We start from the raw sequence: 23,820 nt of genomic DNA on the forward strand, positions 1-23,820 counted from the left end.
CTTACTGGTTGCAGCCCGCTCCCTGTCGGCCTTCACTTTGCTGGTACGCTATCCCCGCCTAACCAGGCCGGTCATGGTTGCCTTCGCCGTTAGGCGGACCACAACTCGGCGTCCGCCTAGCGTGTTGCCTTGGCCCGACCGGCGCGCGACCACCACGGCTCGGCCGCGTAGATCGCGGCCGTGATCGCCAGAATCGTGGCCACGGCAATGAACGTGGTCGAATACTCGGGTAGTCCCGCGCCGCGCGCCGACACGATCATACTCCCCACGCTGACAAACGCGAGCAGCGCGCCCAGATCAAACCCAGCCAACATCAACGTGGTCCCTACTCCACGATGGCGCGCGGGGAACGACGAACTGCCGCCAGCCACCACGGTGGGGAACAAAACGGCGTGCGCCACTCCCATCAGCGTCGCCGGCAGCCACATGTGCCACGGGCTGGTGACCAAGGCAAACGAGGCAGTGCCCACGGCCAACAATGCGCCACCGGCAATGATGATCCGCCGCGTTCCCCATCGCGCCGACCAGCGTCGCGTGATGATCCTCGCCACCAACGCGACGAACATGTAGGGCAAGAAAAAGCACGAAATCTCGATGATTCCCAACGATTTGGCGAACGGCCGCAGGAAGATCGTGGGCACGCTCAGGCCAAAGCCGCAGGCCACGCTCATCACAATCGTCGCGCCGGGATGATATCGGCGCACCAGCCACCAGAGCGGCGGTCGCCGCCGTGACGCGCTGTGCGCTTCACCCCCACCGGACATCAAGCCGAGCAGCAACATGCACGTTCCCAGCACGGCCGCTACGACGAACATATGGTTGTGGCTGAACTGGGCGGCGGTCAGAAAGTCGCCCAGCGTGTTGCCGACGATCGTCCCCAGAAAGCCCGATGTGCCGAGCGTGGCGACCACTTCCACCGTGTGCTGCGCCGAGACCAGGCCCGAAACGAACGAAATGCTCGCCCCCACGAACCCGGCCAGTGACATTTGCCAGCCGATTCGCAGTGCGAAAATGGCCACGCCCGAGGCGTCGTCGACCAGCAGGTGTCCCAGGCTACAGGCGATGAACGCGCCGGCCGAAACAATCCAGACCACTCGGGTGCCATAGATATCGATGGCCGAGCCTTGCCACAATCGCATCAGCGTCGCGCCGACCATGCCGGCCCCGACGATTAGGCCAAGCTGCATTTCGTCGCCGCCGACCGCCGTTACGAAATCGTGGTATCGGTACAGCACGCTGACGGCCACCATCATGGCGAAGTTTGCCAGGTAGGTGTACCAGAAACCGCGCCCCAGCCGGGGGCGATCGTGCGCCTCGGGGGCCGCCGCGCGCGGTTTTCGCCGCGTTCGCACAGGCTGGGTTGGACAAGAGGCGGATGTCATATGCAGTACGACAGGTATCAGCGCGCCGGGGTTCACCTGGAATGCGCCGATCGGGCAGGGAGGGAGCCAGCATCGAGGCTGACCGGGTTCCATCCTACACCATCTGTGGCCGATGCTGGGAACTTCGTCACGTCGGCTGGCATCCAAAGGGCTGGAAGGGTGAAGTCAGACGTGTTTCGCTTCTGATCGCCTTGCGTGCCACCAATTTGGGTGGGTGGCAGTTGGGTTGAAGTGGTCAAAGCGGATGTACTAAAACCCGGTCAAAACGGCCCTAGCGATTGCCGAGCGGCCGGGCCTTTGGCACGCCGTATTCAACGGGATTTTTCTTGATAATTCGCGACGAAGGTGAATAGACTGTAAGCGTTTACAGCCCTTTTTCGCCAGTTCTGGCCAAGAGTTTCAGGCACGTCCTCCAGGCTCGCCGCCGCGCAACATGCGTTGGCGATTGATCTTGAGCTATGGTTGGATTGCGCCGCACTCTCGCTTGGCCGGGCTGCTGGCATTTTGCATTCTCATGCTGTTCGAGTGTTCTCAAGCGCGGAGCTAGCCATGAAGATTTGGACCGGGCGTTGGAATCGCTTGGCACACACGTTGTTTGTCGCCGTCGTTTGCGCCGCGCCTCTTGCGCAGCCTGCTCGTGCGGAAGTCACGATTCCCTACCACGGCGACGGCGTCGCGCCGGCCGACGTCTACAACAAAGCCGACGGCGACGTGTACTACTCGGCCGCCTTCATGCCGAACGGCGCGCGACCCAAATCGATCAGCCCCAACGTGGTTGTGTTGTTCGACACCTCGGCCAGCCAGATCGGCGCCATCCGCGACAAGGGGCTCGACAGCCTGAACGCCATGCTGGCCTCGCTGCCGGCTGACACGCGCGTGCAATTGACGGCGGTCGACCTCGACGCCTATCCGCTCACCAAAGGTTTCGTCGCGCCGCGCAGCGCGGAAATGAATGACGCCATTGCCCAGTTGAAGGCCCGCGTCCCGCTCGGTTCGACCGACATGGAAGCGGCCCTGAGGAGCGGCCTCGACAACCTGGCCAGCGCCTCGGGCGAACGCTCGATCGTCTACATCGGCGACGGCGTCAGCAACGCCATGATCGTCGGTTCAAGCCGGCTCAAGTCGATGGTCGATCGCTCGATTGCTCAGCGGACTTCGATCCATTCGTTCGCCGTCGGGCCGCGCGTCGACAGCGGGCTGCTCGGCGCGTTGGCTGCCCAAACAGGTGGCAACATCGCCATTGATGACGACTCGATTGCTCCTCGCGCTGTCGGCGCGTTCTTGACCGAATCAGTCACTGCGCCGGTTGTTTGGCCGGTGGACGTCAAGTTGGCCCCAGGCTTGGGCGAGACGTTGCCGCAACACCTGTCGCCGCTTCGCTATGACCGCGAGTCGGTCCTGGTGGGGCATGCGGGGGCCGCGCCGAGTGGAGCGGTCTCGGGCACGTTTGAAGTGCAGGGTCAGCGCGTCGACATGAAGTGGGACATCAAGGCTTCGGCCTCGAGCGATGAGAACTCGTACCTGTCGGAAGTAACGAACCTGGGCAAGCGTGACGCGGGGCTCAGTTTGCCGCTGGTTGGCACTGCTGGTCTGCGTACGCTGCGGACCCTGGTTCATGCCCAGGCCCACGCGATGGCTCGGCTGGGCCAGCAAGCGGCGGTGACCGGCAATGTCGAACAAGCTCGTCGTCTGACGGCCGAGGCGTTGCGGCTGGACGCCAACGAGCCCGAGGCGGCCGCAGTGCGTGCGGCGCTCGACCGCGGTGGCAATGACGCCACCGGCGGCAAGCGCGACTTGCGGCTGGTGAAGTTCAACGCCGACGAAGCGGTCGAGCCGGGGGCTGCCAAGGCTGACGAAGCCCCGGTGGCTGACGCTCCGGCCGCCGCGGCCGATGTCGACGCCGAGTTCTTAAAGCAGGTCAACGAGAATCGGGCCGCGTTCGCTGGCAAGGTTCAAGCCGAAGTAACCGCGACGTTGCGCGCGGCACGTGGCGTGATGGCAACCAATCCCGACCAGGCGGCCGACATGTTGCGGCTGAAGCTGGAGGAAGTCCGCCGGGCGCAAGAGCTGCCGGCCGAAGTGCGCATGCAGTTGAACGATCAACTTGAATCGGCGCTGCGTGAAACGCGGCGTCAAAAGGAAGCCAAGGATCAACGCGACATCCAACGGGCCGCCGCCGACGCCGAAGCCGAGCAGCGGGCGCAACTGAACCGCGAGATTCGCGACTTTCAGAACCGCAAGAGCCAGTTGATGGAGCGGTTCAATTCGCTGTTGGACGAGCGGGCCTATCAGGAAGCCTCGGCCCAGGCGGACGAAATTCGCCAGAACGAGCCGAAGGCCGGCCCGCCGTTCCTGAGCCAAACCCAATTGACCGCGCGTCGGATCAATAGCACGAATCGCGCTTGGTTCATTCAGTACGAATCCCGTGAAGCAACCGCCGCGATGTTGAACTCGATCGTTGAATCGAGCATTCCGACCCCGGACGAGCCGTCGGTGATTTATCCCGATCCGGATAGCTGGCGTCTGCTGACCGAGCGCCGCAAGAAGTACAAGAACGTCGACTTGGCGCAAAGCAAGCCGAACGAAGTCAAGATCATCAACGCGCTCGACGAGCCGACCGAACTCGAATTTATCGAAGCGCCGCTGACCGACGTGATCGACTTCTTGAAGAACAAGCACAAGATCGAAATTCAGCTCGATCGCAAGGCGCTGGAAGGTGGCGGCGTCGCCACCGATACGCCAATCACTCGCAACCTGCGCGGCATTTCGCTCCGCTCGGCCTTGCGATTGATGTTGCGCGAACTGGAATTGACCTACGTGATCCGCGACGAAGTGTTGCTGATCACGACCAAGACCGAAGCCGATACGCTGCTGACGACCAAGGTGTACCCGGTCGCCGACCTGGTGATTCCGATCCGCGTGACCAACCCGTTGCAGGGTGGTTTGGGCGGTGGCATGGGTGGCGGCATTGGTGGCGCCGGCGGCGGCATGGGTGGCGGCATGGGCGGCGGCATGGGTGGCGGCATGGGGGGCGGCATGGGGGGCGGTGGTGGCTTCTTCGACGTCAAGGACGATCTGAAGCTTGGCCCCAAGGCCGCGAAGCCCATTGCGGCTCCGGCCAAGCTCGCGGCGCCCCAAGCTCCGATCGCGGCTCTGCCCCAGGCCAAGCCGGCCCCCGCGGCCCAGCCAGCGGCCGCTGGCCCCGCGGCTCCCGTGAAGCCGATCGAGTTGAACCTGGTCAAAGGCACTGACATCGACAAGATTTGGAACGAGTACTTCAGTTCGCACGAGGAATCGCCGGCCGTAGTTCGTGAAACGGTGCGCCGACTGATGATCACCGGTCACGCGGACCAGGTGATTGCGATTATCAATGCGGCCCTACGAAACAATCAGGCCCAGCCGTGGATGTACGAAGCGCTGGGGCTGGCCATGCAAGCCAACGGCGCGTTGCCCCAAGATATTGAACGGGCGTTGATGTCGGCCGTCGATCTGGCCAATCGGCCCAGCGACCTGCTGTTCGTGGCCGAATACATGGTCCGCACCATGCCGGGCAACCGCCCGATCGAGCAACGGGCGTTGAAGCTGTTCCGCCAGGCGTCGGAGTTGGAGCCGCAACGCTCGGAGCCGCTGGTGCAGGGGTTAGCATTGGCCCAACGCTTGAACGACATCGAAGGCATTCGCTGGAGCACGGTCGGCATCCTTTCACAGGCCTGGCCCAAGTCGCAACAGCAGATTCCCGAGTTCGCCCAGCGCGTGGCCCTGGCGGCTTACGAACAACTGCGGGCTGAAAAGAAGACCGAAGCCGCGGCGGCCTTCAAGGCCGACGTCGAGAAGGCCGCCGCCCGCGATTGCGTGGTGGTGGTCAGTTGGTCGGGCGACGCGGACATGGACTTGCTGGTCGAAGAACCGACCGGCGCGGTCTGTTCGTTTCGCAATCCACGCACCACCGGCGGCGGTGTGATGGTCGGCGCCTCGGCGAACGACGCGGCCAGCGCCTCGACCGAGGGGATGTCGAGCGAAGCCTACGTCTGCCCGCAGGGTTTCAACGGCATGTACAAAATGATGCTCCGCCGCGTGTGGGGCAAACCGACGGTCGATCGCGTGACGGTTGACTACTACACGCATCGGGGCACGCCCCAGGAAAAGCATTCGCGCAAGGTGGTCAGCCTGGTCAATGGCGAAGCGAGCGCGGCCTTTGAATTGCAACAAGGGCGTCGCACCGACCCGCTCGAACAAGAGCAAGTCGCCAATGCCATCGCCGGCCAGGTGGCTGTTGGCAAGGCGATTTTGGCCCAGCAGTTGGGCAACGTGAATAACGCCGCCGGCAGCAACAATGCCTTGACGGACTTCCTGGCCGGGGCGAGCACGGGCTTGTTCGGCCTGCGTGGCGCGGTCGGTTACCAGCCGGTCATCATCACGCTGCCGACCGGCTCGAACTTCAACACCACGGTGGTCGTGTCGGCCGATCGCCGCTACGTGCGTGTTACGTCGGTGCCGTTCTTCTCGAGCGTGCCGGTCGTCAACACGTTCAACTATGCCGCCGGCACCGGCGGCACCAGCGGTGGCTCAACGTCAGGCTTCGGCTCGTAAACCATTGGGCTGCTGCCAGTACAGTCAGCAACATTTCCAAGCCCAGGGGTTCCACCCCCTGGGTTTTTTCTTGCGCGGCCTGATTGGAAGAGTGGCAGGGGGGAGAGTTCAACTGCTCTTCGCCGGCGGCTTCCGGGGCCGCATCAGGCCGGGGATGACGTCGAGGTCCAGGTTCTCGAATAGCCCGGCGCGATACCGTTCCCAAGCCATCGCCCCCATCACCGCGTTGTCGGTACACAGGGCAGGCGGGGCGACGTGCAATTCAAACTCCTGCTCGCGAGACGCCTGGGCCAAGAGCTCGCGCAGCAGCTTGTTGGCCGCCACGCCCCCGCCGACGCACAGGCGGCGAATGCCCGTCCGGGCCATTGCCTCGACCGCTCGATCGACCAGCACCTCGATGGCCGCTTGCTGGAAGCTGGCCGCCAAATCGGCCACCAATGCCGGCTCCAGCCGCTCGGGCCAAGGCTGATTGGGCCCGGCCACGGCGTAGCGGACGGCGGTTTTCAGGCCGCTGAAGCTGAAGTCGAAGCCGCCGCGGTCATCGACCCGCGAGCGGGGAAAGCGGAACGCTCGCGGATCGCCCGCCGTGGCCACTCGTTCGATCGAGGGCCCGCCCGGGTAGGGCAGGCCAAGCAGGCTCGCCACCTTGTCGAAGGCCTCGCCCACGGCGTCGTCAATGGTCGAGCCGATCAACTCCCATTCCAGCGGCGCGTCGCAGCGGAACAGGCTGGTGTGCCCGCCGCTGACGACCAGCCCAACGCACGGAAACACGCTGCGGCCGGCGGCGATCTGACAGGCATAGATATGGGCCAGCACGTGATTCACCGCCACCAGCGGCACGCCCAGGGCCAGGGCCAACGTCTTGGCCGCCGTCAGCCCCACGAGCAGCGAGCCCGCCAGGCCGGGCGTATTGGCCACGGCCACGCAGTCGATCTGATTCAAGCTGACCGCGGCCCGTTTCAGCGCGGTGTCGATGATCGGCAGCAGGCCTTCGACGTGGGCACGCGAAGCAAGCTCTGGCACCACGCCGCCAAACCGGGCGTGCAGGGCCTCCTGGGACGAGACGGCCGAGCCCAGCACTTCCAGCCGATCGGTAATCACCGCGGCGGCGGTTTCGTCGCAGGTTGTTTCGAGGGCCAGCAGGAACATTAGTCGGAGAAACGAGAAGGATGGGAAGCGAATGAGAACAGGATAAGGCGACGGGGTTGCGCCGCAACAAGAGGTTTGGGGGTTGGCCCGACGCGGCGAGGAAAGCGAAATCAGTTCCCTCTTGTCGCTTGCGCGACCCGGACAACAAGTTGTCCGGGCTACCCAAGTGTGCGGCCGTTTATGAGGGGGCGAGCCGCGGAGATTGGCGGCTTACTTGTCGACCTTGGCCAATTCATCCGACAGGTAGCCGAGCGCCTTTTCCAATTGCCGATCGATGAACTTGCCGCCCCCGTCGCTGGCGGGCTTCTGGGCCGCTTCGGCCGGCTTCTTCGTGGCGGGCTTTTCAGCTTCCTTCACGGCCGGCTTGGTTTCGGTTTCCGACTTTTTATCGGCTTCCTTGTCGTCGGTCGATTTCTTGGCATCGTCCGGTTTCTTCTCGTCGGCCGCGGCGTCCTTGGCATCGTCCTTGGCCTTGTCGGCCGGCTCGTCATCGTCGGCCTGATGATGATTCACCAGCAGGATGTCGCGCTGCCGGCGATAGGCGACCAGCGAGTTTAGCTCCGTGTCGGAGAGCTTCAGGTCGTAGCCCTTGTCCGGCAGCACGCCCCATTCGTCGCTTTCCTTGGCCTCGGGGAAGCGGTGGATGTTCTTGCCGCTAGGACGCCAGTAACTGGCCGTCGTCAGCTTCAGGGCGCTCTTGCCCCCTTCCAGGTCGATCACGTTTTGCACGCTCCCCTTGCCCCAGGTCCGTTCTCCCATCACAACGGCGCGGTGGTGATCCTGCAGGCAAGCCGAGACGATTTCGCTGGCGCTGGCGCTATAGCGATTCACCAGCACGACCATCGGAAACCCGTCGTAGGTGCCGTCCTTGTGGGCGTGAACCTCGCGCGGCGCGGTGTTGCGCCCCCGCGTGGTCACGATCAACCCATCGGCGACGAACAGGTCGGCAATGTCGGTGGCGGCCTTCAACAGCCCGCCGGGGTTGAACCGCAGGTCAAGCACCAGCCCGCGGACGTGCCGCTTCTTGAGCTGATCGAGCGCCCGCTCGACTTCTTGCACGGTTTCCCGACTGAAAGCGGTGATGCGAATGTAGCCGATCCGCTGTTGCGGGTCGTACATGTAGTCCCACTGGTCGTGGTCGTCGCGACGATCGCCAAGTACGGTCTCGACGCGAATCATCTCGCGGCGAATGTTAACTTTTTCGCGTTTGCCGCCCCCCGCGTGACCGATGGTCAAGCGGACTTCGGTGCCGGCCTCTCCCTTCAACTGCTTGACGGCCTCATCCATGGTGATGCCGGCCGACGACTTGCCGTTGATTTCCAGAATGCTGTCCCCGGCGTTCAGGCCGGCCCGATAGGCGGGGCTGCCGACCAGCGGACTCAGCACCTTGAGCTGGCCCCCTTCCATGGTGACCTGAATGCCAATGCCGCCGAACTGACTTTCGACGGATGTCTTGAAGCGATTGATTTCTTCGGGGCTGATATAGTTCGAGTACGGGTCCAGCTTGTCGAGCACGCCGCGAATGGCGGCCTCGATCAACTCGCGCCGATCGACTTCCTTGACGTAGTTCTGTTCGACCTGGAACATCGTCTCGGCCAGGATGCGGTACAGCTCGTAGTATTCGCTCTCGCCAAGCTTCTTGTCCGCTTTGGCGTCCGCGGCGGCTGGCGCGGCCTTGGCGGGTTGCTTGTCGCCGACGGCGGGCTTGTCTTCGGCACGCAGGCCCAAGGGGGCGAGCGCGGCCACGATCAATAACGTCCAGGCAGCCCACCAACGCGTCATCGCCGCATCCTCCAGCGCTCTCTTGGGGTAGACCGGTGCGCGACTCGCCTTCGGCTCCGTCGCGACATAATTCGCGCGGAATGTCGTAAGTGCTTTGCCGATAGGGGCCGGCGACCGACAGCTTATTATAGTCGGCCCGGGTAAAATGGGCCAACAATCGTGGCCAGAAATCAGGGCGCTAGCACGTGTTAGCCCAGGCGGATGTGATGGGCCCAGGCCGGCGGCAGGTTCCCCCAGACCCATTCACAGCGGATTCGCCCGGCGGCGAACAGCTCGTGCAGGGCGTCGCTGATTCCGGCGAGGCGTTCGCGCTGCTGGCGGCTGCCCACGCGGGCCCGCAGCGGGCGAATGGCCATGTATTCGAAGAAAGACAGGGTTCCCCCCGGCCGCAACAGCCGGCGATAGACCGTCAGAATCTCGCGCACCAATTGGACCGGGAAGTTGTTCAGCGGCAGCCCCGAGACGATGACCTCGAACTCCGAGCCGGAGGGGAGGTTTTCAAGCCGGTCGTGGACGATCGTGGCCTGGTGCTTGACCGCCTGAAACGCTGACTCGTGGTCGAAGCGATGCCGCAAATGAGCGACGAACTCGTCGTTCAGCTCGACCAGGGTCAGGTGGTCGTTCGGCGCCAGTCGTTTCACCAGCTCGCGGGTGATCGCCCCGGTGCCAGGACCGACTTCCAGAATGGCTCGCTTTGTTCCGTCCGTCGGATGCTCGGCCACGAACCGCGTCAGCGCCCGAGCCAGCGTCCGGCTGCTCGGCGCCAAGGAGCCGGTCGTCTGAAAGTTGCGAACGAACTGGCGGAAGAAAACGCGATGTTCCGAAGGCATGACGGGCTGGCGCAGCGTGAGGGGTTCCATGTCGAAGCGACGATGCGCTGCTTAATGTATCAGATGAACCGCCCCGAGCGAACCATCGCCAGGGCGTCCGACAGCATTACCCGCGGGGATACTGGCGGCAGTACTCGTACAGCGCGATCGTCGTGGCCGTGGCGACGTTGAACGCATGGGGCGGGCCCCAGACCGGGATTTCGACCACATCGTCCAGGACGCTCAGTATCTCGGGGTCGATGCCCCGTCGCTCGTTCCCGACGACCAGCACAGCCCGGCGCGGAAATTGATATTCCAGGATCGACTTCGACGCCGAGGTCTGTTCCAGCCCGACCAGCCGGTAACCTTCGCGCTTCAGCTCCAGCAGCGGGTGCAGCAGCGTGCGATGAACGTCGAGTTGGACGCCCGAAGCGTCATCAGGGCTGTCGCTGCCGTCGTCGACCGCGTCGCGGGCAATCTTGCCGATCACGCGGGCCTGGCCACAGCAGACGACGCGCGTGACGCCGCAACACCCCGCGGTTCGCACGATGCGCGACAGATTCACATTGCTGCGCAGCGGCGCGCAGGCCACGATCAGCTCGCGCGGCTGATCCAACGGGCTGAACGGTTGATGACGCTGTTGGACAAACTCGCTCATCGCTCAGAATCGCAGCCGCTTGAAGATCGACTCGGGCAACGCACAGATGACACCCAGGATGATTCGCCACCACCAAGGAGTGTACAGGACGTCGCGCTGGCGGCGGAGGGCCCGGTCGATATCGCGAGCCACCCGCTCGGGCGAGGCCACCAGCGGGCTCTTGACGTTGACGCGGCCGTGAATCATCGGCGTGTCGACGAACCCGGGCTTGATCGTCAGGACATGGATCCCGTGGCGAAACAGCCGATTGCGCAGCCCTTGTAGATAGGCCGACAGGCCGGCCTTGGCCGCGCCATAGGCATAGTTGCTCTGCCGACCGCAATCGCCGGCCACCGATGAAATGGCGGCCAAGGTGCCGGATCGCTGGGGGATCATTCGCTCGGCCAGCCGATCCAGCAGGACCGCCGCCGAGGTGAAATTGACGTCGATCGAACGCCGGAGGAGGTCGCTCGACTGTTCGCATTCGCGCTGATCGAGCAACAGCCCGTGGCAGATCACCGCTCCGTCCAGGCGTCCCCGGCCGCGTTGCCATGCGCGGTCAACCAGGCCGGCGTGTTGGCCATCATCCTCGGCGTCGAATGTCTCGGGCCAGACGGTCGCGCCGTGCTCCGAGCGCAACTCGGCGGCGATTTTTTCAACGGTGTCCACCTGGCGACCGGTGATGACCAGCGCGCAGCCCCGGGCGGCCATTACGTGGCAAAGTGCCCGGCCGAGGCCCGACGTGGCGCTGACAATCAACCAGGTTTCGGCCATCTAACATCCCCGGTACGGCGGCGCGTCCCGCAAGCGCAAACAACGTCTAGCCGCCCCAACTCGCCGCTACGGCGACCGCGGCCATCAAGGCGCCGACCAGCAGGCTGGTACGATCCCCCAATGCGAAGGCAATCGGGTCGTCGTGCAATTGCTGCCGCTTGGCCAGAATCCAGAAGCGACTGATCCAATACATTAACAGCGGGCATTCGAGCCACAAGAGCCGCGGGTGATGGTACAGCACCTTGACCACGTCGCTTTGCAGGTAGAGGGCCAGCACCAGCACCGCGAGATACCCGCTGCAAGGCCCCAGGACTTCGAGCAGCGACAGGTCGCCAATCGAGTAGCCGCGTGCCCGAGCCGAGGTCGTGGTGGTCTCGCCCAGTTGTGACAACTCGCAGTAACGCTTGCCAAACGCCAGCGACGTGAACAGGAACAGCGACAAGGCCAGCAGCCATTCCGAGATTGGCACGCTGGTCGCTTCGCCGCCGGCAATGATCCGCAGGGTGTATAAGCTGGCCAGCAAGATGACGTCGATCATTACCTTGCGCTTAAGCCAGAACGAATATCCCGCCGCCAGAATCATGTAGATGACCAGCATTCCAGCGAAGCTGACGGGCAGGGCAACGAGCGCAATGAGAAATGCCACCGCCAGCAAACCGGCGGCCAGTGGCAACGCCTTGGCCACCAGGTACGCCCCGCTGGCCAGCGGGCGGTTGCGCTTGCGCGGGTGGGCTCGGTCGGCTTCAATGTCGAAGGCATCGTTCAGGACATAAGCCGCCGACGCGCACAGCGAAAAACTGAGCGCTCCCCAGAACGCGGCCAGCCATTTGTCGAGGACACCCATCTGGTGAGCCAACAAGAACGGCAGGAACAACAACACGTTCTTGATCCACTGCTTCGGCCGCAATAGCTCGATCAGCGCCGGGCGCGACGAGCGATGGGGCAGCAGAATCTGGACCGGCGTCGCGCGAGTCAGCAACTGGCCCAGCACCGCATCGGACGCGGTCACCGTCACGGCCAGCGCGGCCCGTTCCCAAACGGCCAGATCGGCCCGGCTGTCTCCCAGGTAGGCAAAGTTCGCGTAGCCTCGCTCTTGGCAGTATTTCAACAGAGTGTCGCGCTTGATCGGCCCCTTGATGTTGCGGGTGCCGTCGCTGCCGATCACGTCGTCGAACAGATCGAGGTGCTCGGCAACCTGGTTAGCCCACAATTGGTCACTGGCCGTGGCCAGAACGACGCGACAGCCGTTCTCGCGGGCCTGACGCAGGTAGTCGATCACTTCCTGGCGATAGGGGAGATTGCGAACGTCGATCGACGCCAACTGATACATATACCGCTTGGCCGGCGCCAGGCCACGGCGAGACGTCTCGATCAGTCCCAACAGAGCCGTCGGTTGATGCCGCAGGCCCGAGACAATCGCCTCGGCCGAGATATCGGACGCGATTAGCGTCTGGTCCAGATCGACGAATACCACGTCAATCGTCGGCGGCGATGGTGGCGACAGGTGCCCCAGCGGTGAACCGGTCGAAATGGTGGGAGTCGGCAACGACATGAGCCGGGAGAACTCAGCGGAAAGCGGTGGGGGTGGATTCGGCTCGCATCGGGGAACTTATTTGGCGGCCGGAACCTCGCCGGCAATGATTGCGTCGAGCGTTTCGTTCAGGTGATCGAACGCGCTACCCGACCAGCGTTGCTTGGCGTAGGCGTCGAGCGCGGCCATTGGCCAAATCTGGGTCGCCCGCACGATCGAACTGCGCGACGCCCGGGCCGTGGGCATGATGTTGCCAAAGCCGAAGTCGGTGAAGCAGATAAAGCTCTTGATGCTGCACTCTTCGACGTTCGTGGGAGTCTTGTAAATGCCCATGTAGTTCAGGTTCGTGCGTTGCTCGGTGGTGATAAACGTATGAATCGCCAAGTCGCCGTCGGCGGTCGGCGTCGCGCGCAAGAAACCGATCTCGTAGTTCGGCCGCGTGCGCGGCGGCGAAACATCGATCGGCGTGGTCACCACCTGATTCCGATTGACCATCACCAGGGTTCGCAGGGCCTCGGCCGTGACCTCGGCGCCCGGCTTGACGTACAGCCCCAGGCTGCGGGCGTCGCGCACCGAGTTGCGGACCATGTCGTTGAAGTCCTGGGCGCGGTTGCCGTTGCTATACAGAGCCACCGCGGCGTAAGTCTTGTAGTACAGATGGGGCGCGCCGTTTGGGCCGTGCCGGTGGACTCGAACCTGGACGCTGACATAGTTGCCGTTGACCGTGTCCAGAATGCGGCTGCCGCTTAGGAACGGCAGCCGGGCCTGATCTTGTGGGAGCATGCTGGCTCCCAGGCTCATGAACGTCCGCCGACAGGCGTCGAACTCGGTCGGCACGACCTGCTGGTCGATTTGCAGCCGATAGACCGGCTTGTGCCGGAAGTCGTTGATTTCCAACGCCTCGCCCGAGGCTACTTGTTCGCAGCTCATCCCCTCGGCGGCCCGATGGGCCTCGATGATCTCGGCTTCGGTGCGGGGGATGGTGCGAATGACGCCCCAATCGAGCGCCATCGGCTCGGCCCCCGTCGCGAGCGCACCACTCAACAGCAGCCAAACAGCGAAGATCGATGGCAGTTTGGCCACGGCGCGGAAGCTCCTGGTAGATGCGGCGACGCCGATACAGGCTACCGCAACCGTTTAATTGTTCATCCCGACAAACGAGGTGTCCAGCGAACTTTTCGACCACCGCAACCTGCTCACTTGCCCTGTTGTCCGGATAATTCGTTGTTAGCGATTGGTTTGGCGAGTGAGGGGGACTTGGTTACGATCAGCGGCGGCAGCATTCAGGCAGGGCCGCGACAAACTGACCGAAACTCGTAGCGCATTGGAATCGTCGGTGAGCCAGATTACGGACCTTGCGGGACGACGTGTCACGCTGTGGGGGCTGGGAACCCACGGGGGTGGGCTGGCTGCGGCAGAGTTTCTGGTGGGGCAGGGGGCGCGGCTGACGATTACCGATCTGGCCTCGGCCGCGACGCTAGAAAAGTCATTGGACCGGCTGCGAGCGTTGCCGGTCGAGCGTTATGCCTTGGGCGGGCATGACGAAGCGTTGCTCGACGATACGGAGCTAATTGTCGTCAATCCGGCCGTGCCGCGCGACACGCCCTTGCTGGCCCAAGCCAGCAAACGAGGCATTCCCATCACATCGGAAATCGAGCTGTTCCTCCAACGCTGCCCGGCCACCGTCGTGGGTGTGACCGGCACCAACGGCAAGAGCTCGATCTGTACCATGCTGCACCAGGCCCTGGTGGACGCCGGACGCCGGGCTTGGCTGGGAGGGAACATCGGACGGAGCTTGCTTGGCGACTTGTCGTCGATTGGGGCCGATGACTTGGTTGTGCTGGAGCTAAGCAGTTTTCAACTGGCCTGGCTGGGCGACCAGACCCGCTGGCCGCAAGGTGCGATCGTCACCAGCTTGGCCCCGAATCACGTCGATTGGCATCGCTCGACCGGAGCCTATTACGCCGCCAAGCGACGACTCCTAGACCATCTACCCGACGATGGTTTCGCGTCGTTTGCGTTGGACGATCCTGCTTTATCCGCGTGGCGTGAGGCAGTAGGCGGCAAATATCTGAGCCCCTGGCCCGATGACGACGTGCCAGAGCTGAGGACACCCGGCAGGTTCCAGCGTGGCAACGCGGCTTTGGCCGGAGCGGTAGCCGAGCGCTTGGGGGCCGACCCCGCTAAGGCTCGCTCGGCGCTCGCCCAATTCGAGGGCTTGCCCCATCGGATGCAGCGGTTGCCCGACGTCGAAGGGCGAGCGGTGTTTAACGACTCGAAAAGCACCACGCCGGCGGCGACAGTCGCAGCTCTGGACGGTTTGAACTGGCCCGGCTGGTTGATTCTGGGTGGGCGCAACAAAGGCCTGGCGTTCGACACCCTTGTTCCGGCGATTAACCGGCATTGCCGTGGATATGTAGCCTATGGCGAAGCGGCCGAGACGATCGTCGAGCAGTTATCGCTACTAACCAACGCGCCGCATCAACGAGTCGCGACCGTGGACGAGGCATTCGATTGGTGCTGGGCCCATTCAAAGTCAGGCGACGCCATTTTGTTCTCGCCGGCATGCACGAGCTTCGATCAATTCACCGACTTCGAGGCGCGCGGATCGCACTTCGCGTCCCTGGTTGCCAGACGCATGGGTGCCACAACGATTTCGACGGATCGTGCGCGCAGTTAGCCAAGCAGGTATTGTCATTTTGAAATCGATTTACTAGATTTAGAAACGCTAGCTGAGTGGCTTGCCGCTCGGCTGGCGATGAAGACCTCGAGGACGACGGCTGTTTGATCTCCTTGTTGGAGATCAAGGCGGCGCTGGGAGTCGTCCCTCGAGGTTTTTTCATGCGCACGCGCGGACAAAGAGAGCGCGTGATCTGTAATCGTGTCTGCGCAAAACATCGAATTACGCCCGCGATTTTCCGCGTCTTTTGCCATGTCCAGCGAACGCCGCCGACTGAATCCGTTCTACGCCTTGGTGGTCCTCTCGGGCGCGGCGTTTGGGTTGACCGCGTGCGCCTATGGCGTGCTGACGTATCGCGCTATTCGGGGCGTTGATGTGGGGGCCGAGCCCTCGCGCGCCTGGCAATTTCTCAACGAGCACGGGGGCCTGTTGCTCGGCATCGAGCTTGCGGTCCTGGCCGTGGCCACGATTTTGGCCATTGGAACGGAAAATTTTTGGCAACGGCGTCAGCCCTAGCCACGGCCGGCGAAATCGCGGTTTCTGGCGCCAAGTCGCGTCAAGAATCGTCAAGGCCGGGCTGCTGTTTTGCCCACCGGCGGCGTGATACAACGGTTTGCCAGCCAGGCCCAAGTCGATTTGGGCGGATTTGGCCGAGTACCGACCCGCGGAACCGACTTTGCCAGCCATGACGCGCGACGCTTCGCACGAAATCGAGAAACTGCGCCAGGAAATCCGGTATCACGATCGCAAATACTACGTCGAGGCCCAGCCCGAGCTCAGCGACACGGCCTACGACAAGCTGATGCATCGGCTCAAGGAGCTCGAGGCCCAGCATCCCGCGCTGGTGACGCCCGACAGCCCCTCGCAACGTGTCGGCGACGAGCCGGTGGCCGAGCTCGAACAGGTGCCCCATCGGGTGCCGATGCTCTCGATCGAAAACACCTACAACGTCGACGAGCTGCGCAAATTCGGCCAGCGGGTGGCGAAGCTCCTGCCCGACGAGAACATCGAATGGGTCGTCGAGCTGAAAATTGACGGGGTGGCGGTTTCGATTATCTATGAAGAAGGTTTGCTGGTCCGTGCCGTCACACGTGGCAACGGCCAGGTCGGCGACGACATCACGCACAACATTCGGACCGTTATCGACGTGCCGCTGCGACTGTCGGGCAAGCCGCCGCGCGAGCTGGAAATGCGCGGCGAAGTCTACATGACCAATTCCGAGCTGGTGCGCTTGAACCAGTTGCAAGCCGAACGGAACAAGCCGGCTTATCCCAATACGCGCAACCTGGTGGCGGGCAGCATCCGGATGCTCGATCCACGGGTAACGGCCGAGCGGCGGATGCGGTTCTTCTGTCACGGCGTGGGGTTTGTCGAGGGGTTGAAGGCGACGACCCACATGGAATTCCTGGCCGAGGTGGCCAGTTATGGCCTCACTCCGACGCCGATGGTTGAATCGTTTCGGTCGATCGACGCGGCGATTGATCACTGCGAAGAACTGATCGAACGGCTGCACGAGTTGGACTTTGAAATCGACGGCCTGGTGTTGAAGGTCAATCGTTTCGAACAGCGCGATCGGTTGGGGGCGACCAGTAAGGCCCCGCGTTGGGTCGTGGCCTACAAGTTCGAGAAATACGAGGGGACGACCCGGCTCAACGAGATTCGCGTCCAGGTTGGCAAGACGGGGGCCGTGACACCGGTGGCCGAGTTGCAACCGATCAGCCTGGCCGGCACGATTGTCAGCCGGGCCAGCCTGCACAATGCCGACGAGCTTGAGCGTAAGGACATCCGCGTCGGCGACCAGGTGGTGGTCGAAAAGGCGGGCAAAATCATTCCCCACGTGGTCCGCGTGGAAAAGCATCTCCGCACCGGCGACGAGCAGCCATTCATATTTCCCACGCGCTGTCCCGAGTGCGAAACGCCGCTGGTGAAGGACGAAGGGGGTGTGTATATCCGCTGCCCGAACCGAAGCTGCCCGGCCCAGTGGCGCGAACGGCTTAGGTACTATGCCTCGCGCAACGCCATGGACATCGAGGGGCTGGGGGACAAGTTGGTCGATCAATTGGTGGCCAGCAAACTGGTTACCAGCTACGAAGACTTGTACCAGTTGAAGCTTGAGCAACTGATGGGCCTCGAACGGATGGGGCAAAAGTCGTCCGAGGGGCTGTTGGCGGGGATCGAAGAGAGCAAATCGCGCGGGCTTGCCCGGCTGCTCAATGCCCTGGCCATTCGTCACGTCGGCGCTCGCGTGGCCACGGTCTTGGCCCAGCACTTTGGCTCGATCGACGCCTTGCAGAAGGCCGACATCGAGACGTTGAGCAATGTTCCGGACGTGGGACCGGTGATCGCCGGCAGCGTCCATGAGTTCTTGCACAGCGACTTTGGCCGTGACGAGATTGCCGCCCTGCAAGCCGCCGGTGTCAAGATGACCGCCGATCGCCCGGCCCAGCAGGGGCCGCAGCCGCTGGCAGGCAAGACCCTGGTCGTAACTGGCACGCTGGAAAAGTATTCGCGTCAGGAGATCGAGGCGCTGATTGCCGAGTTTGGAGGCCGAGCGGCGTCGAGCGTGTCGAAAAAGACCGACTTCGTGGTGGCCGGCGCCGAGGCGGGAAGCAAACTCGAAAAGGCTCAAAAGCTCGGCGTGACGGTGCTGACCGAGCAGCAATTCATCGACCAGTTCGTGAACGCGAAATAACTAAGGCGCGCATTTAGATTAAATAGCGCGCCATGAGAAAACAAACACCCCTCCCTTTCAGGGAGGGGCAGGGGGGAGGGTCGAGACGTTACTGGCCTGCAACGCCTCGACCCTCACCCGCTGCGCTTCGCTCCGCGACCTCTCCCTGGGAGGGAGAGGTGTAAGAAGCTATTCCGTCTCGCGCTCGCCTAGTTCGTCGACGTTCCCAACTCGGCCAGCTTGGCGGCGATGTCCTTGCCGTGAGTTTCCGTCTTTACGCCCTTGTCGATGGCGGCAATCTTGCCGTCCTTGTCGATGTAGAACGTCACCCGGGCCGCGTTGCCGCCCTTGCCCAACACGCCGAACGCCTCGGCGTTGGCCTTGGTCGGGTCGCTGAGGATCGGATAATCGAGTTCCAACGACTTGGCAAAGTCCTTGTTCATTTCGGGTGTGTCGCAGCTGGCGGTGAAGTAGGCGACCTTGAACTTGCGCAAATCATTGCCGAACTCGCGCATTGACTTGCACTCCTTGGTGCAACCGCCGGTGAACGCCTTGGGATACCAGGCAATCACGACGGCCTGCTTGCCGCGGTAGTCCGACAACTTGTGCAGCTTGCCGTCCGAACCTTGCATCGAAAACTCGGGGGAAGGATCGCCGACCTTCAACTCGGCGGCAAAGCCGGTGGCGGCAAGGCTAAGGGCGGCCAACGTGGCGACAACGACGCATGAACGCATGGGAGAGTCCTTTTTCAGCGAGGGGGGAGAGAAACGGTGAGGTGGGGGCGCAGTCACTCGGGCCGGCGGGCCTGGGGCAACGCCAGGGTAAGCGCCCCTAGCTTGGCCGCATTTGCCGCGAGAATCAAGCGGGGGACCGACAACGTGCAATTTTCACTGCTTAGGCCGATGACTGCGGACGTTCGCTGATCGTTAGCGGCGGCGAGTGGTCGGGGTGCTCGTGGTTGGCGGGATGATACCCGAGCTTGGCGGCAATGCGGCGGAGCCAGCCGTTGCCGGCGATGATCCGGTCGACGCCGTGCTTGACTCGCCGCGGATCGATGCCCAGCAGCATCAACCCGGGAATCAAAAACGCCCAGCCGGGCATGATCGGGACGATCAACCCAATGACGCCAAGCACGACGAAGACGACGCCGGCCCCCATTCGCAGGAATCGTTTTGTCGAAGACAACATAACAGGGGGCCGAGGTGGTTGATGTTCCCCCAGCTTACTGCACGATCGCGCGGAAGAAGTTCCGCACCGGCTCGCCAGGGATATACCGTGGACCGACGTAGTAGGCCGGCGCGTAATACGTCGTCACCGGCGTGTAGGTCGTCACAGGACTATACGTAACCACTGGCACGGTGGTTGTCACTGGCGAGTAAGTGACGACACGGGTTGTAGTTGCGATCGGCGAATAAGTGACCACCGGGGTCGTCGTGACGGGCGAATAGGTCACCACCGGTGTCGTCGATGTTACTGGGGAGTACGTGACCACGGGAGCGCTGGTCGATACGGGCGAGTAAGTCACGACCGGCGTCGATTCGGTCACGGGGGAGTAGGTGACTACCGGAGTGCTGGTCGTAACCGGCGAGTAGGTCACCACCGGAGCGCTCGACGAAACGGGCGAGTAGGTGACGACGGGAGTTGTCGTGGTGACCGGTGAATAAGCGACGACCGGCGCAGTGGTGGTGACCGGCGAATAGCTGATCACGGGCGTGGTTGTCGTGACGGGCGAGTACGAAACGACCGGCGCGTAGGTCGTGATGGGCGAATACGTCACGGCCGGCTGGCCGCAATCACAGGCGGCTTCGACGACGGCCAACGGCGACAACGATAAGACCACGGCGACGGCAAGGGCCAAGCGAGTAATCATGGCATGAAACTCCGTCCAGGGTGCATTCAATAGGGAGCGTCTGCCCATCATTTTGGGCAGATCGCCTGCCAGAGGCAATCGTTTGTGGGGCGACAATTGCCCGCGTGGCCGAAAGGTTGACGGCAATTCAACTTGCAGCGGATGACTTGCCTCGCCCATTCTGGCCGCCAACACACGACAAGCCGTCCTATTCAAGTGATTGACGGGCGACCGACGAGAACGATCCGAGCGCGGCAGCGCCCCCATTCGTCATTCGGACTTCGTCATTCGAGCTTTGGGAGACAGCCGGCGTCAGTTCGCGGCAGCCGTCTAGCCGATCTTCGCCTTCAGGCTCTCAAGGACTTCCAGCGCCTTATTGGCCTGGTCGGCGCTGCCGGCGTGGCGGATGAATTCGCTGGCGTCGTTCAGGGCCTTCTTGGCGTGTTCCAGACCGCCGCAGCGCTGCACGAACTCGGCGGCGACGAGCATCAGGTCCACGAACGAGCTTTCAGCTTGAGCGGCGGCGGGCTTGGCGGCGGCTTTCTTGGCCATCGATAAATCTCCCCAAAGTTCAGCAGGTTGAAATCATCTCGGTCGCAGAAGCCTAGCCGGGCACGGCGCGCTCCGCAAGCGGTTGCCATCTCGGCCACCGCCGCAGGCCGATTATTCGAACTGGGCCGCCAACTGGTGCAGGTCTGTCTCGAGCGCCTTGTGAGCGGCGTCCTCGGCCGGCGGGTGCTCGTAGATCTTCTGGCCGAACTTCCAGAACAGGGCCGGCGTGACGATCTGGTCCAACAGCGTCGAACTGATCAACCCGCCGACCACCACCACGGCCAGCGGGTGGAGAATCTCCTTGCCCGTCTGACCAGCGCCGAGAACCAGCGGAATCAGCCCGATGCCAGTCGCGAGGGCCGTCATCCAGACCGGGGCCAGTCGTTCGAGGCTGCCGCGAATGATCATCTTCTCGTCGAACTTTTCCCCTTCGTGCTGCATCAGATGGATGTAATGCGAGATCATCATGATCCCGTTGCGCGAGACAATGCCGGCCAGGGTGATGAACCCGACCCAGTGGGCGATTGACAAGCTACAGCCACGCACCCAGACCAACGGCCACTCCCACCACGCCGCGGCTGCCAAGGCTGCGGCCGAAGGCCAATGGGTCAGCAGCAAGGCAATTACCGAGCCAATGGCCGCCAAGGGAATGTTCACCATCACCTGCAGCGCGGCCTGCCAGGTTCCCAGGCACTTATAGAGCAGCAGCATCACAACGCCCAGGGCGAGCGTGCCGAGGACTTTCAAGCGGACGTCGGCTTCTTGCTGGGCCTCGAATTGGCCGTCGTAGCGAATGTAATAGCCCGGCGGCAGCGTGGGGATGATCTCTTTGCTGACCGCGCGCTGAATATCGTCGACCACGCCGACCAGGTCGCGCCCCGAGACGTTGGCTTGGACCACGATCCTGCGCGAGGCGCTTTCGCGATTGATCGTGTTGGGACCGGTCGTGTTCACCACCTCGGCCACGCTGTCGAGCGACACGCGGGCGCCGGTTGGGGTGCTAATCAGCGTCGAACGTATCGTGTCGATGTCGTTGCGGGCCTTTTCCGTGAACCATAGCACCAGGTCGAACGTCCGGTGCCCTTCGAGCACCTGGGAAATCGTGCGGCCTTGCAGCGAGGTTTCGAGCGCCTGGGCCACGTCGGCCGGGGCCAGGCCATAGCGAGCCGCTTCTTCGCGCTTGACCGTCACGCGCAACTGCGGAACTTCGACTTGGGGCTCGACCTGCAAGTCAACCACGCCCGGCACGTCTTTCATCAGCCGTTCAACTCGGACGACCTGGGCACGCAGCACGTCCAGGTTAGGTCCGAAGACCTTCACGGCAATCTGCGAGCGGATGCCCGACATGATGTGATCGAGCCGGTGCGAAATGGGCTGGCCGATGTTGAATGACACGCCGGGGAATTCAGAAAGCCGATCCCGTATCTCCGCCATGACTTCATCACGCGAACGGTCGAAATGATCCACGCCCCAGCGATGCAAACCCGGTACGGCGCGCAATGCCGCATATAAGAACCCCGGTCGTGGTGTCTCGAACGGAACGAGCACCACGTCGAGTTCGGAATAGTTGACGTTCTCGGCGTGTTCATCGAGCTCGGCGCGCCCGGTGCGGCGCGAGACGCTGACCACGCCCTGCACATCGAGCAGCGTGTTTTCGATCAACGCGCCCAGGCGATTCGCCTCGGCCAGATTGATCGCCGTGGGGGCGGTGGCGCCGATGGTCAGCGAACCTTCCTGGAACGGCGGCATGAAGTCGCCACCCATCTGCGTCAGGCAACCGACCGAGATGGCGACCATCACCGACGTCACTCCCAGCACCCAGTAGGCGTGCCGCAACGTCCAGTGGAGCAGTTTCTCGTCGACCCATTTCATCCAGCGAATCAGGACCGGATCGTGGGCATGTTCCAGCATCTTGGCCTGGGGCAACAAGTAGCTGGTCAACACCGGCGTCACGGTCAGCGACACCACCAGCGACATTAACAACGTGACCAGGTACGACAACCCCAGCGGCGCGAACATCCGTCCTTCGAGTCCGCCGAGCGCGAACAACGGACACACGACGCAGACCACGATCAACGTGGCATAGACCACGCTGTTACGAATTTCGGCCGAGGCTAGAAAGATGACTTTCAGTGGGTTGTCGGGTTTCGACTTGTGCCGGTTCTCTTTCAAGCGACGGTAAATGTTCTCGACATCGACGATCGAGTCGTCGACCAACTCGCCGATCGCCACCGCCAGCCCGCCGAGGGTCATTGTGTTGATCGACACGCCAAAATAGTGGAACAGCAGGGCGGTAATCAGCACCGACAGCGGAATGGCGGTTAGCGTGATGATGCTGGTTCGGAAGTTCCACAAGAACAAGAATAAGACCACAATCACCCACAGCGCGCCGTCGCGAACCGCTTCTTCGACGTTGCCGATGGCCGTGCGAATGAAGTTCGCCTGGCGAAAGACTTCGGTGTCGATCTTCACGTCGGACGGCAGGGTCTGCTGAATCTCGGCCAGCGTGTCACGGATCGCCTGGTCCAGCTTAAGCGTGTCGGCGCCAGGTTGCTTGTGAATCGAGAGGATCACCGAGGGCTTGCCATTCACCCCCCCGTCGCCACGCTTGACCGGCCCACCAAAGCGAACCTCAGCCACCTGCCGCACCGTGATCGGGGCCGGGTGCCCGTGGCGAACGACCGTGTTTTCCAAGCTTTCCAGAGTGGCGGCGCGCCCCACAATGCGGATCAGCGCCTCTTGCGAGCGCCCCATTAGGAACCCGCCGCCGGTGACGATGTTTGATTTCTCGATGGCCCGGGTCAGTTCGTCGAGCGTGACGTTGTACTCGGCCAGCCGCTCCGGCGACGTCAGCACCTGATATTGCTTCTGCTCGCCCCCCATCACGATCACCTGGGCCAAGCCCAGCGAGAGCAACCGCGGCCGGATCGTCCAGTCGGCCAGCGTGCGCAGGTCGATGGGCGTGGTCTCGCCGGTGGCTTGCACGCCGACCAGCATGATTTCGCCCATGATGCTGCTGATGGGTGTCATGATCGTGGTGCTCTCGCGCGGCAAGCGCGAGCGAACCGTTTGCAGCTTTTCGCTGACGATTTGCCGATCGGTGAAGATGTTGGTTTCCCAATCGAACTCGACCCACACGACCGACAGCCCCACACCCGACGCCGAGCGAACGCGCCGCACATTGGTTGCGCCGTTCATCACCGATTCGATCGGATAGGTGACCAGCGTTTCGACTTCCTCGGGGGCCAGCCCCGGCGCTTCGGTCAAGATGGTGACCGTGGGGCGATTCAAATCGGGGAATACGTCGATCGGCAATTGCACGGCTTGGTAGCCGCCAAACATCATCAGCACCACGGCCGCCACCAGGACCAGCGGCCGGTTCTTCAACGAAAACGCAATGACATGGTTCAACAT

17 protein-coding genes are annotated in these 23,820 nt (G+C 63.0%); 4 read left to right on the plus strand and 13 right to left on the minus strand.

Features of this window, described 5'->3' with window-relative positions; translation table 11 throughout:
• Positions 1 to 116: 116 nt before the first annotated feature.
• Positions 117 to 1,352 (minus strand): MFS transporter, encoded by a 1,236-nt coding sequence (locus tag JSS27_20725; GenBank protein ID MBS0211374.1) that lies wholly within the window; start codon positions 1,350 to 1,352, stop codon positions 117 to 119.
• A gap of 579 nt (positions 1,353 to 1,931) precedes the next feature.
• Here JSS27_20725 and JSS27_20730 point away from each other — a divergent pair.
• Entirely contained in the window at positions 1,932 to 5,972 is a 4,041-nt protein-coding gene (locus JSS27_20730) for a hypothetical protein (protein ID MBS0211375.1), read from the plus strand.
• Positions 5,973 to 6,080: 108 nt separating this feature from the next.
• On the opposite strand, the gene tsaD is transcribed toward JSS27_20730, so the two are convergent.
• The 7 genes from tsaD to JSS27_20765 form a co-directional block, all read right to left on the minus strand.
• Complete coding sequence (gene tsaD / locus JSS27_20735; protein ID MBS0211376.1) at positions 6,081 to 7,121, minus strand: tRNA (adenosine(37)-N6)-threonylcarbamoyltransferase complex transferase subunit TsaD; 1,041 nt, start codon at positions 7,119 to 7,121, stop codon at positions 6,081 to 6,083.
• Positions 7,122 to 7,331: 210 nt separating this feature from the next.
• A complete protein-coding gene (locus tag JSS27_20740) occupies positions 7,332 to 8,903 on the minus strand; it encodes a S41 family peptidase (GenBank protein ID MBS0211377.1) in 1,572 nt (523 codons plus the stop codon).
• A 188-nt stretch (positions 8,904 to 9,091) separates the two neighbouring features.
• Positions 9,092 to 9,733, minus strand: coding sequence for a methyltransferase domain-containing protein (locus JSS27_20745; GenBank protein MBS0211378.1), 642 nt, complete (start codon positions 9,731 to 9,733; stop codon positions 9,092 to 9,094).
• Between the two features lie 106 nt (positions 9,734 to 9,839).
• The gene (locus JSS27_20750; protein MBS0211379.1) at positions 9,840 to 10,370 is read right to left on the minus strand and encodes a TrmH family RNA methyltransferase; all 531 of its coding nucleotides are present in this window, start codon (positions 10,368 to 10,370) and stop codon (positions 9,840 to 9,842) included.
• A 3-nt stretch (positions 10,371 to 10,373) separates the two neighbouring features.
• Positions 10,374 to 11,123: an SDR family NAD(P)-dependent oxidoreductase gene (locus JSS27_20755; protein ID MBS0211380.1), complete on the minus strand. Its 750-nt coding sequence runs from the start codon at positions 11,121 to 11,123 to the stop codon at positions 10,374 to 10,376.
• Between the two features lie 46 nt (positions 11,124 to 11,169).
• Positions 11,170 to 12,675, minus strand: a complete 1,506-nt coding sequence (locus tag JSS27_20760; GenBank protein ID MBS0211381.1) for a UbiA family prenyltransferase — start codon at positions 12,673 to 12,675, stop codon at positions 11,170 to 11,172.
• Between the two features lie 57 nt (positions 12,676 to 12,732).
• The gene (locus JSS27_20765; protein MBS0211382.1) at positions 12,733 to 13,737 is read right to left on the minus strand and encodes a hypothetical protein; all 1,005 of its coding nucleotides are present in this window, start codon (positions 13,735 to 13,737) and stop codon (positions 12,733 to 12,735) included.
• 253 nt (positions 13,738 to 13,990) lie between these two features.
• On the opposite strand from JSS27_20765, the gene JSS27_20770 reads away from it, so the two are divergent.
• From JSS27_20770 to ligA, 3 genes are all read left to right on the plus strand, one after another.
• Positions 13,991 to 15,334, plus strand: a complete 1,344-nt coding sequence (locus tag JSS27_20770) for a hypothetical protein (protein MBS0211383.1) — start codon at positions 13,991 to 13,993, stop codon at positions 15,332 to 15,334.
• 252 nt (positions 15,335 to 15,586) lie between these two features.
• Complete coding sequence (locus JSS27_20775) at positions 15,587 to 15,850, plus strand: hypothetical protein (protein ID MBS0211384.1); 264 nt, start codon at positions 15,587 to 15,589, stop codon at positions 15,848 to 15,850.
• 169 nt (positions 15,851 to 16,019) lie between these two features.
• Entirely contained in the window at positions 16,020 to 18,026 is a 2,007-nt protein-coding gene (ligA, locus tag JSS27_20780) for an NAD-dependent DNA ligase LigA (protein ID MBS0211385.1), read from the plus strand.
• Between the two features lie 188 nt (positions 18,027 to 18,214).
• Here the strand turns inward: ligA and JSS27_20785 are convergent, their stop codons facing one another.
• The 5 genes from JSS27_20785 to JSS27_20805 all read right to left on the minus strand — a co-directional run bounded on the left by JSS27_20785 (position 18,215) and on the right by JSS27_20805 (position 23,820).
• The gene (locus JSS27_20785; GenBank protein ID MBS0211386.1) at positions 18,215 to 18,739 is read right to left on the minus strand and encodes a peroxiredoxin; all 525 of its coding nucleotides are present in this window, start codon (positions 18,737 to 18,739) and stop codon (positions 18,215 to 18,217) included.
• Between the two features lie 160 nt (positions 18,740 to 18,899).
• On the minus strand, positions 18,900 to 19,193 hold the full coding sequence (locus JSS27_20790; GenBank protein MBS0211387.1) for a hypothetical protein: 294 nt from the start codon (positions 19,191 to 19,193) through the stop codon (positions 18,900 to 18,902).
• Between the two features lie 34 nt (positions 19,194 to 19,227).
• Positions 19,228 to 19,875 (minus strand): hypothetical protein, encoded by a 648-nt coding sequence (locus tag JSS27_20795; GenBank protein MBS0211388.1) that lies wholly within the window; start codon positions 19,873 to 19,875, stop codon positions 19,228 to 19,230.
• 309 nt (positions 19,876 to 20,184) lie between these two features.
• Positions 20,185 to 20,406: a hypothetical protein gene (locus JSS27_20800; protein MBS0211389.1), complete on the minus strand. Its 222-nt coding sequence runs from the start codon at positions 20,404 to 20,406 to the stop codon at positions 20,185 to 20,187.
• 111 nt (positions 20,407 to 20,517) lie between these two features.
• Complete coding sequence (locus JSS27_20805) at positions 20,518 to 23,820, minus strand: efflux RND transporter permease subunit (GenBank protein MBS0211390.1); 3,303 nt, start codon at positions 23,818 to 23,820, stop codon at positions 20,518 to 20,520.

It is taken from the genome of Planctomycetota bacterium, assembly GCA_018242585.1.
Lineage (GTDB): Bacteria > Planctomycetota > Planctomycetia > Pirellulales > PNKZ01 > JAFEBQ01.

Excerpts from the sequence above, each read along its gene's own strand:
- JSS27_20755 (MBS0211380.1), bottom strand. The coding sequence starts at position 11,123 with ATGGCCGAAACCTGGTTGATTGTCAGCGCCACGTCGGGCCTCGGCCGG.
- JSS27_20790 (MBS0211387.1), bottom strand. The coding sequence starts at position 19,193 with ATGTTGTCTTCGACAAAACGATTCCTGCGAATGGGGGCCGGCGTCGTC.
- JSS27_20760 (MBS0211381.1), bottom strand. The coding sequence starts at position 12,675 with ATGTCGTTGCCGACTCCCACCATTTCGACCGGTTCACCGCTGGGGCAC.
- tsaD (MBS0211376.1), bottom strand. The coding sequence starts at position 7,121 with ATGTTCCTGCTGGCCCTCGAAACAACCTGCGACGAAACCGCCGCCGCG.
- JSS27_20745 (MBS0211378.1), bottom strand. The coding sequence starts at position 9,733 with ATGCCTTCGGAACATCGCGTTTTCTTCCGCCAGTTCGTTCGCAACTTT.
- JSS27_20795 (MBS0211388.1), bottom strand. The coding sequence starts at position 19,875 with ATGATTACTCGCTTGGCCCTTGCCGTCGCCGTGGTCTTATCGTTGTCG.
- JSS27_20740 (MBS0211377.1), bottom strand. The coding sequence starts at position 8,903 with ATGACGCGTTGGTGGGCTGCCTGGACGTTATTGATCGTGGCCGCGCTC.
- JSS27_20805 (MBS0211390.1), bottom strand. The coding sequence starts at position 23,820 with ATGTTGAACCATGTCATTGCGTTTTCGTTGAAGAACCGGCCGCTGGTC.
- JSS27_20785 (MBS0211386.1), bottom strand. The coding sequence starts at position 18,739 with ATGCGTTCATGCGTCGTTGTCGCCACGTTGGCCGCCCTTAGCCTTGCC.
- JSS27_20800 (MBS0211389.1), bottom strand. The coding sequence starts at position 20,406 with ATGGCCAAGAAAGCCGCCGCCAAGCCCGCCGCCGCTCAAGCTGAAAGC.
- JSS27_20775 (MBS0211384.1), top strand. The coding sequence starts at position 15,587 with ATGTCCAGCGAACGCCGCCGACTGAATCCGTTCTACGCCTTGGTGGTC.
- JSS27_20730 (MBS0211375.1), top strand. The coding sequence starts at position 1,932 with ATGAAGATTTGGACCGGGCGTTGGAATCGCTTGGCACACACGTTGTTT.
- JSS27_20750 (MBS0211379.1), bottom strand. The coding sequence starts at position 10,370 with ATGAGCGAGTTTGTCCAACAGCGTCATCAACCGTTCAGCCCGTTGGAT.
- ligA (MBS0211385.1), top strand. The coding sequence starts at position 16,020 with ATGACGCGCGACGCTTCGCACGAAATCGAGAAACTGCGCCAGGAAATC.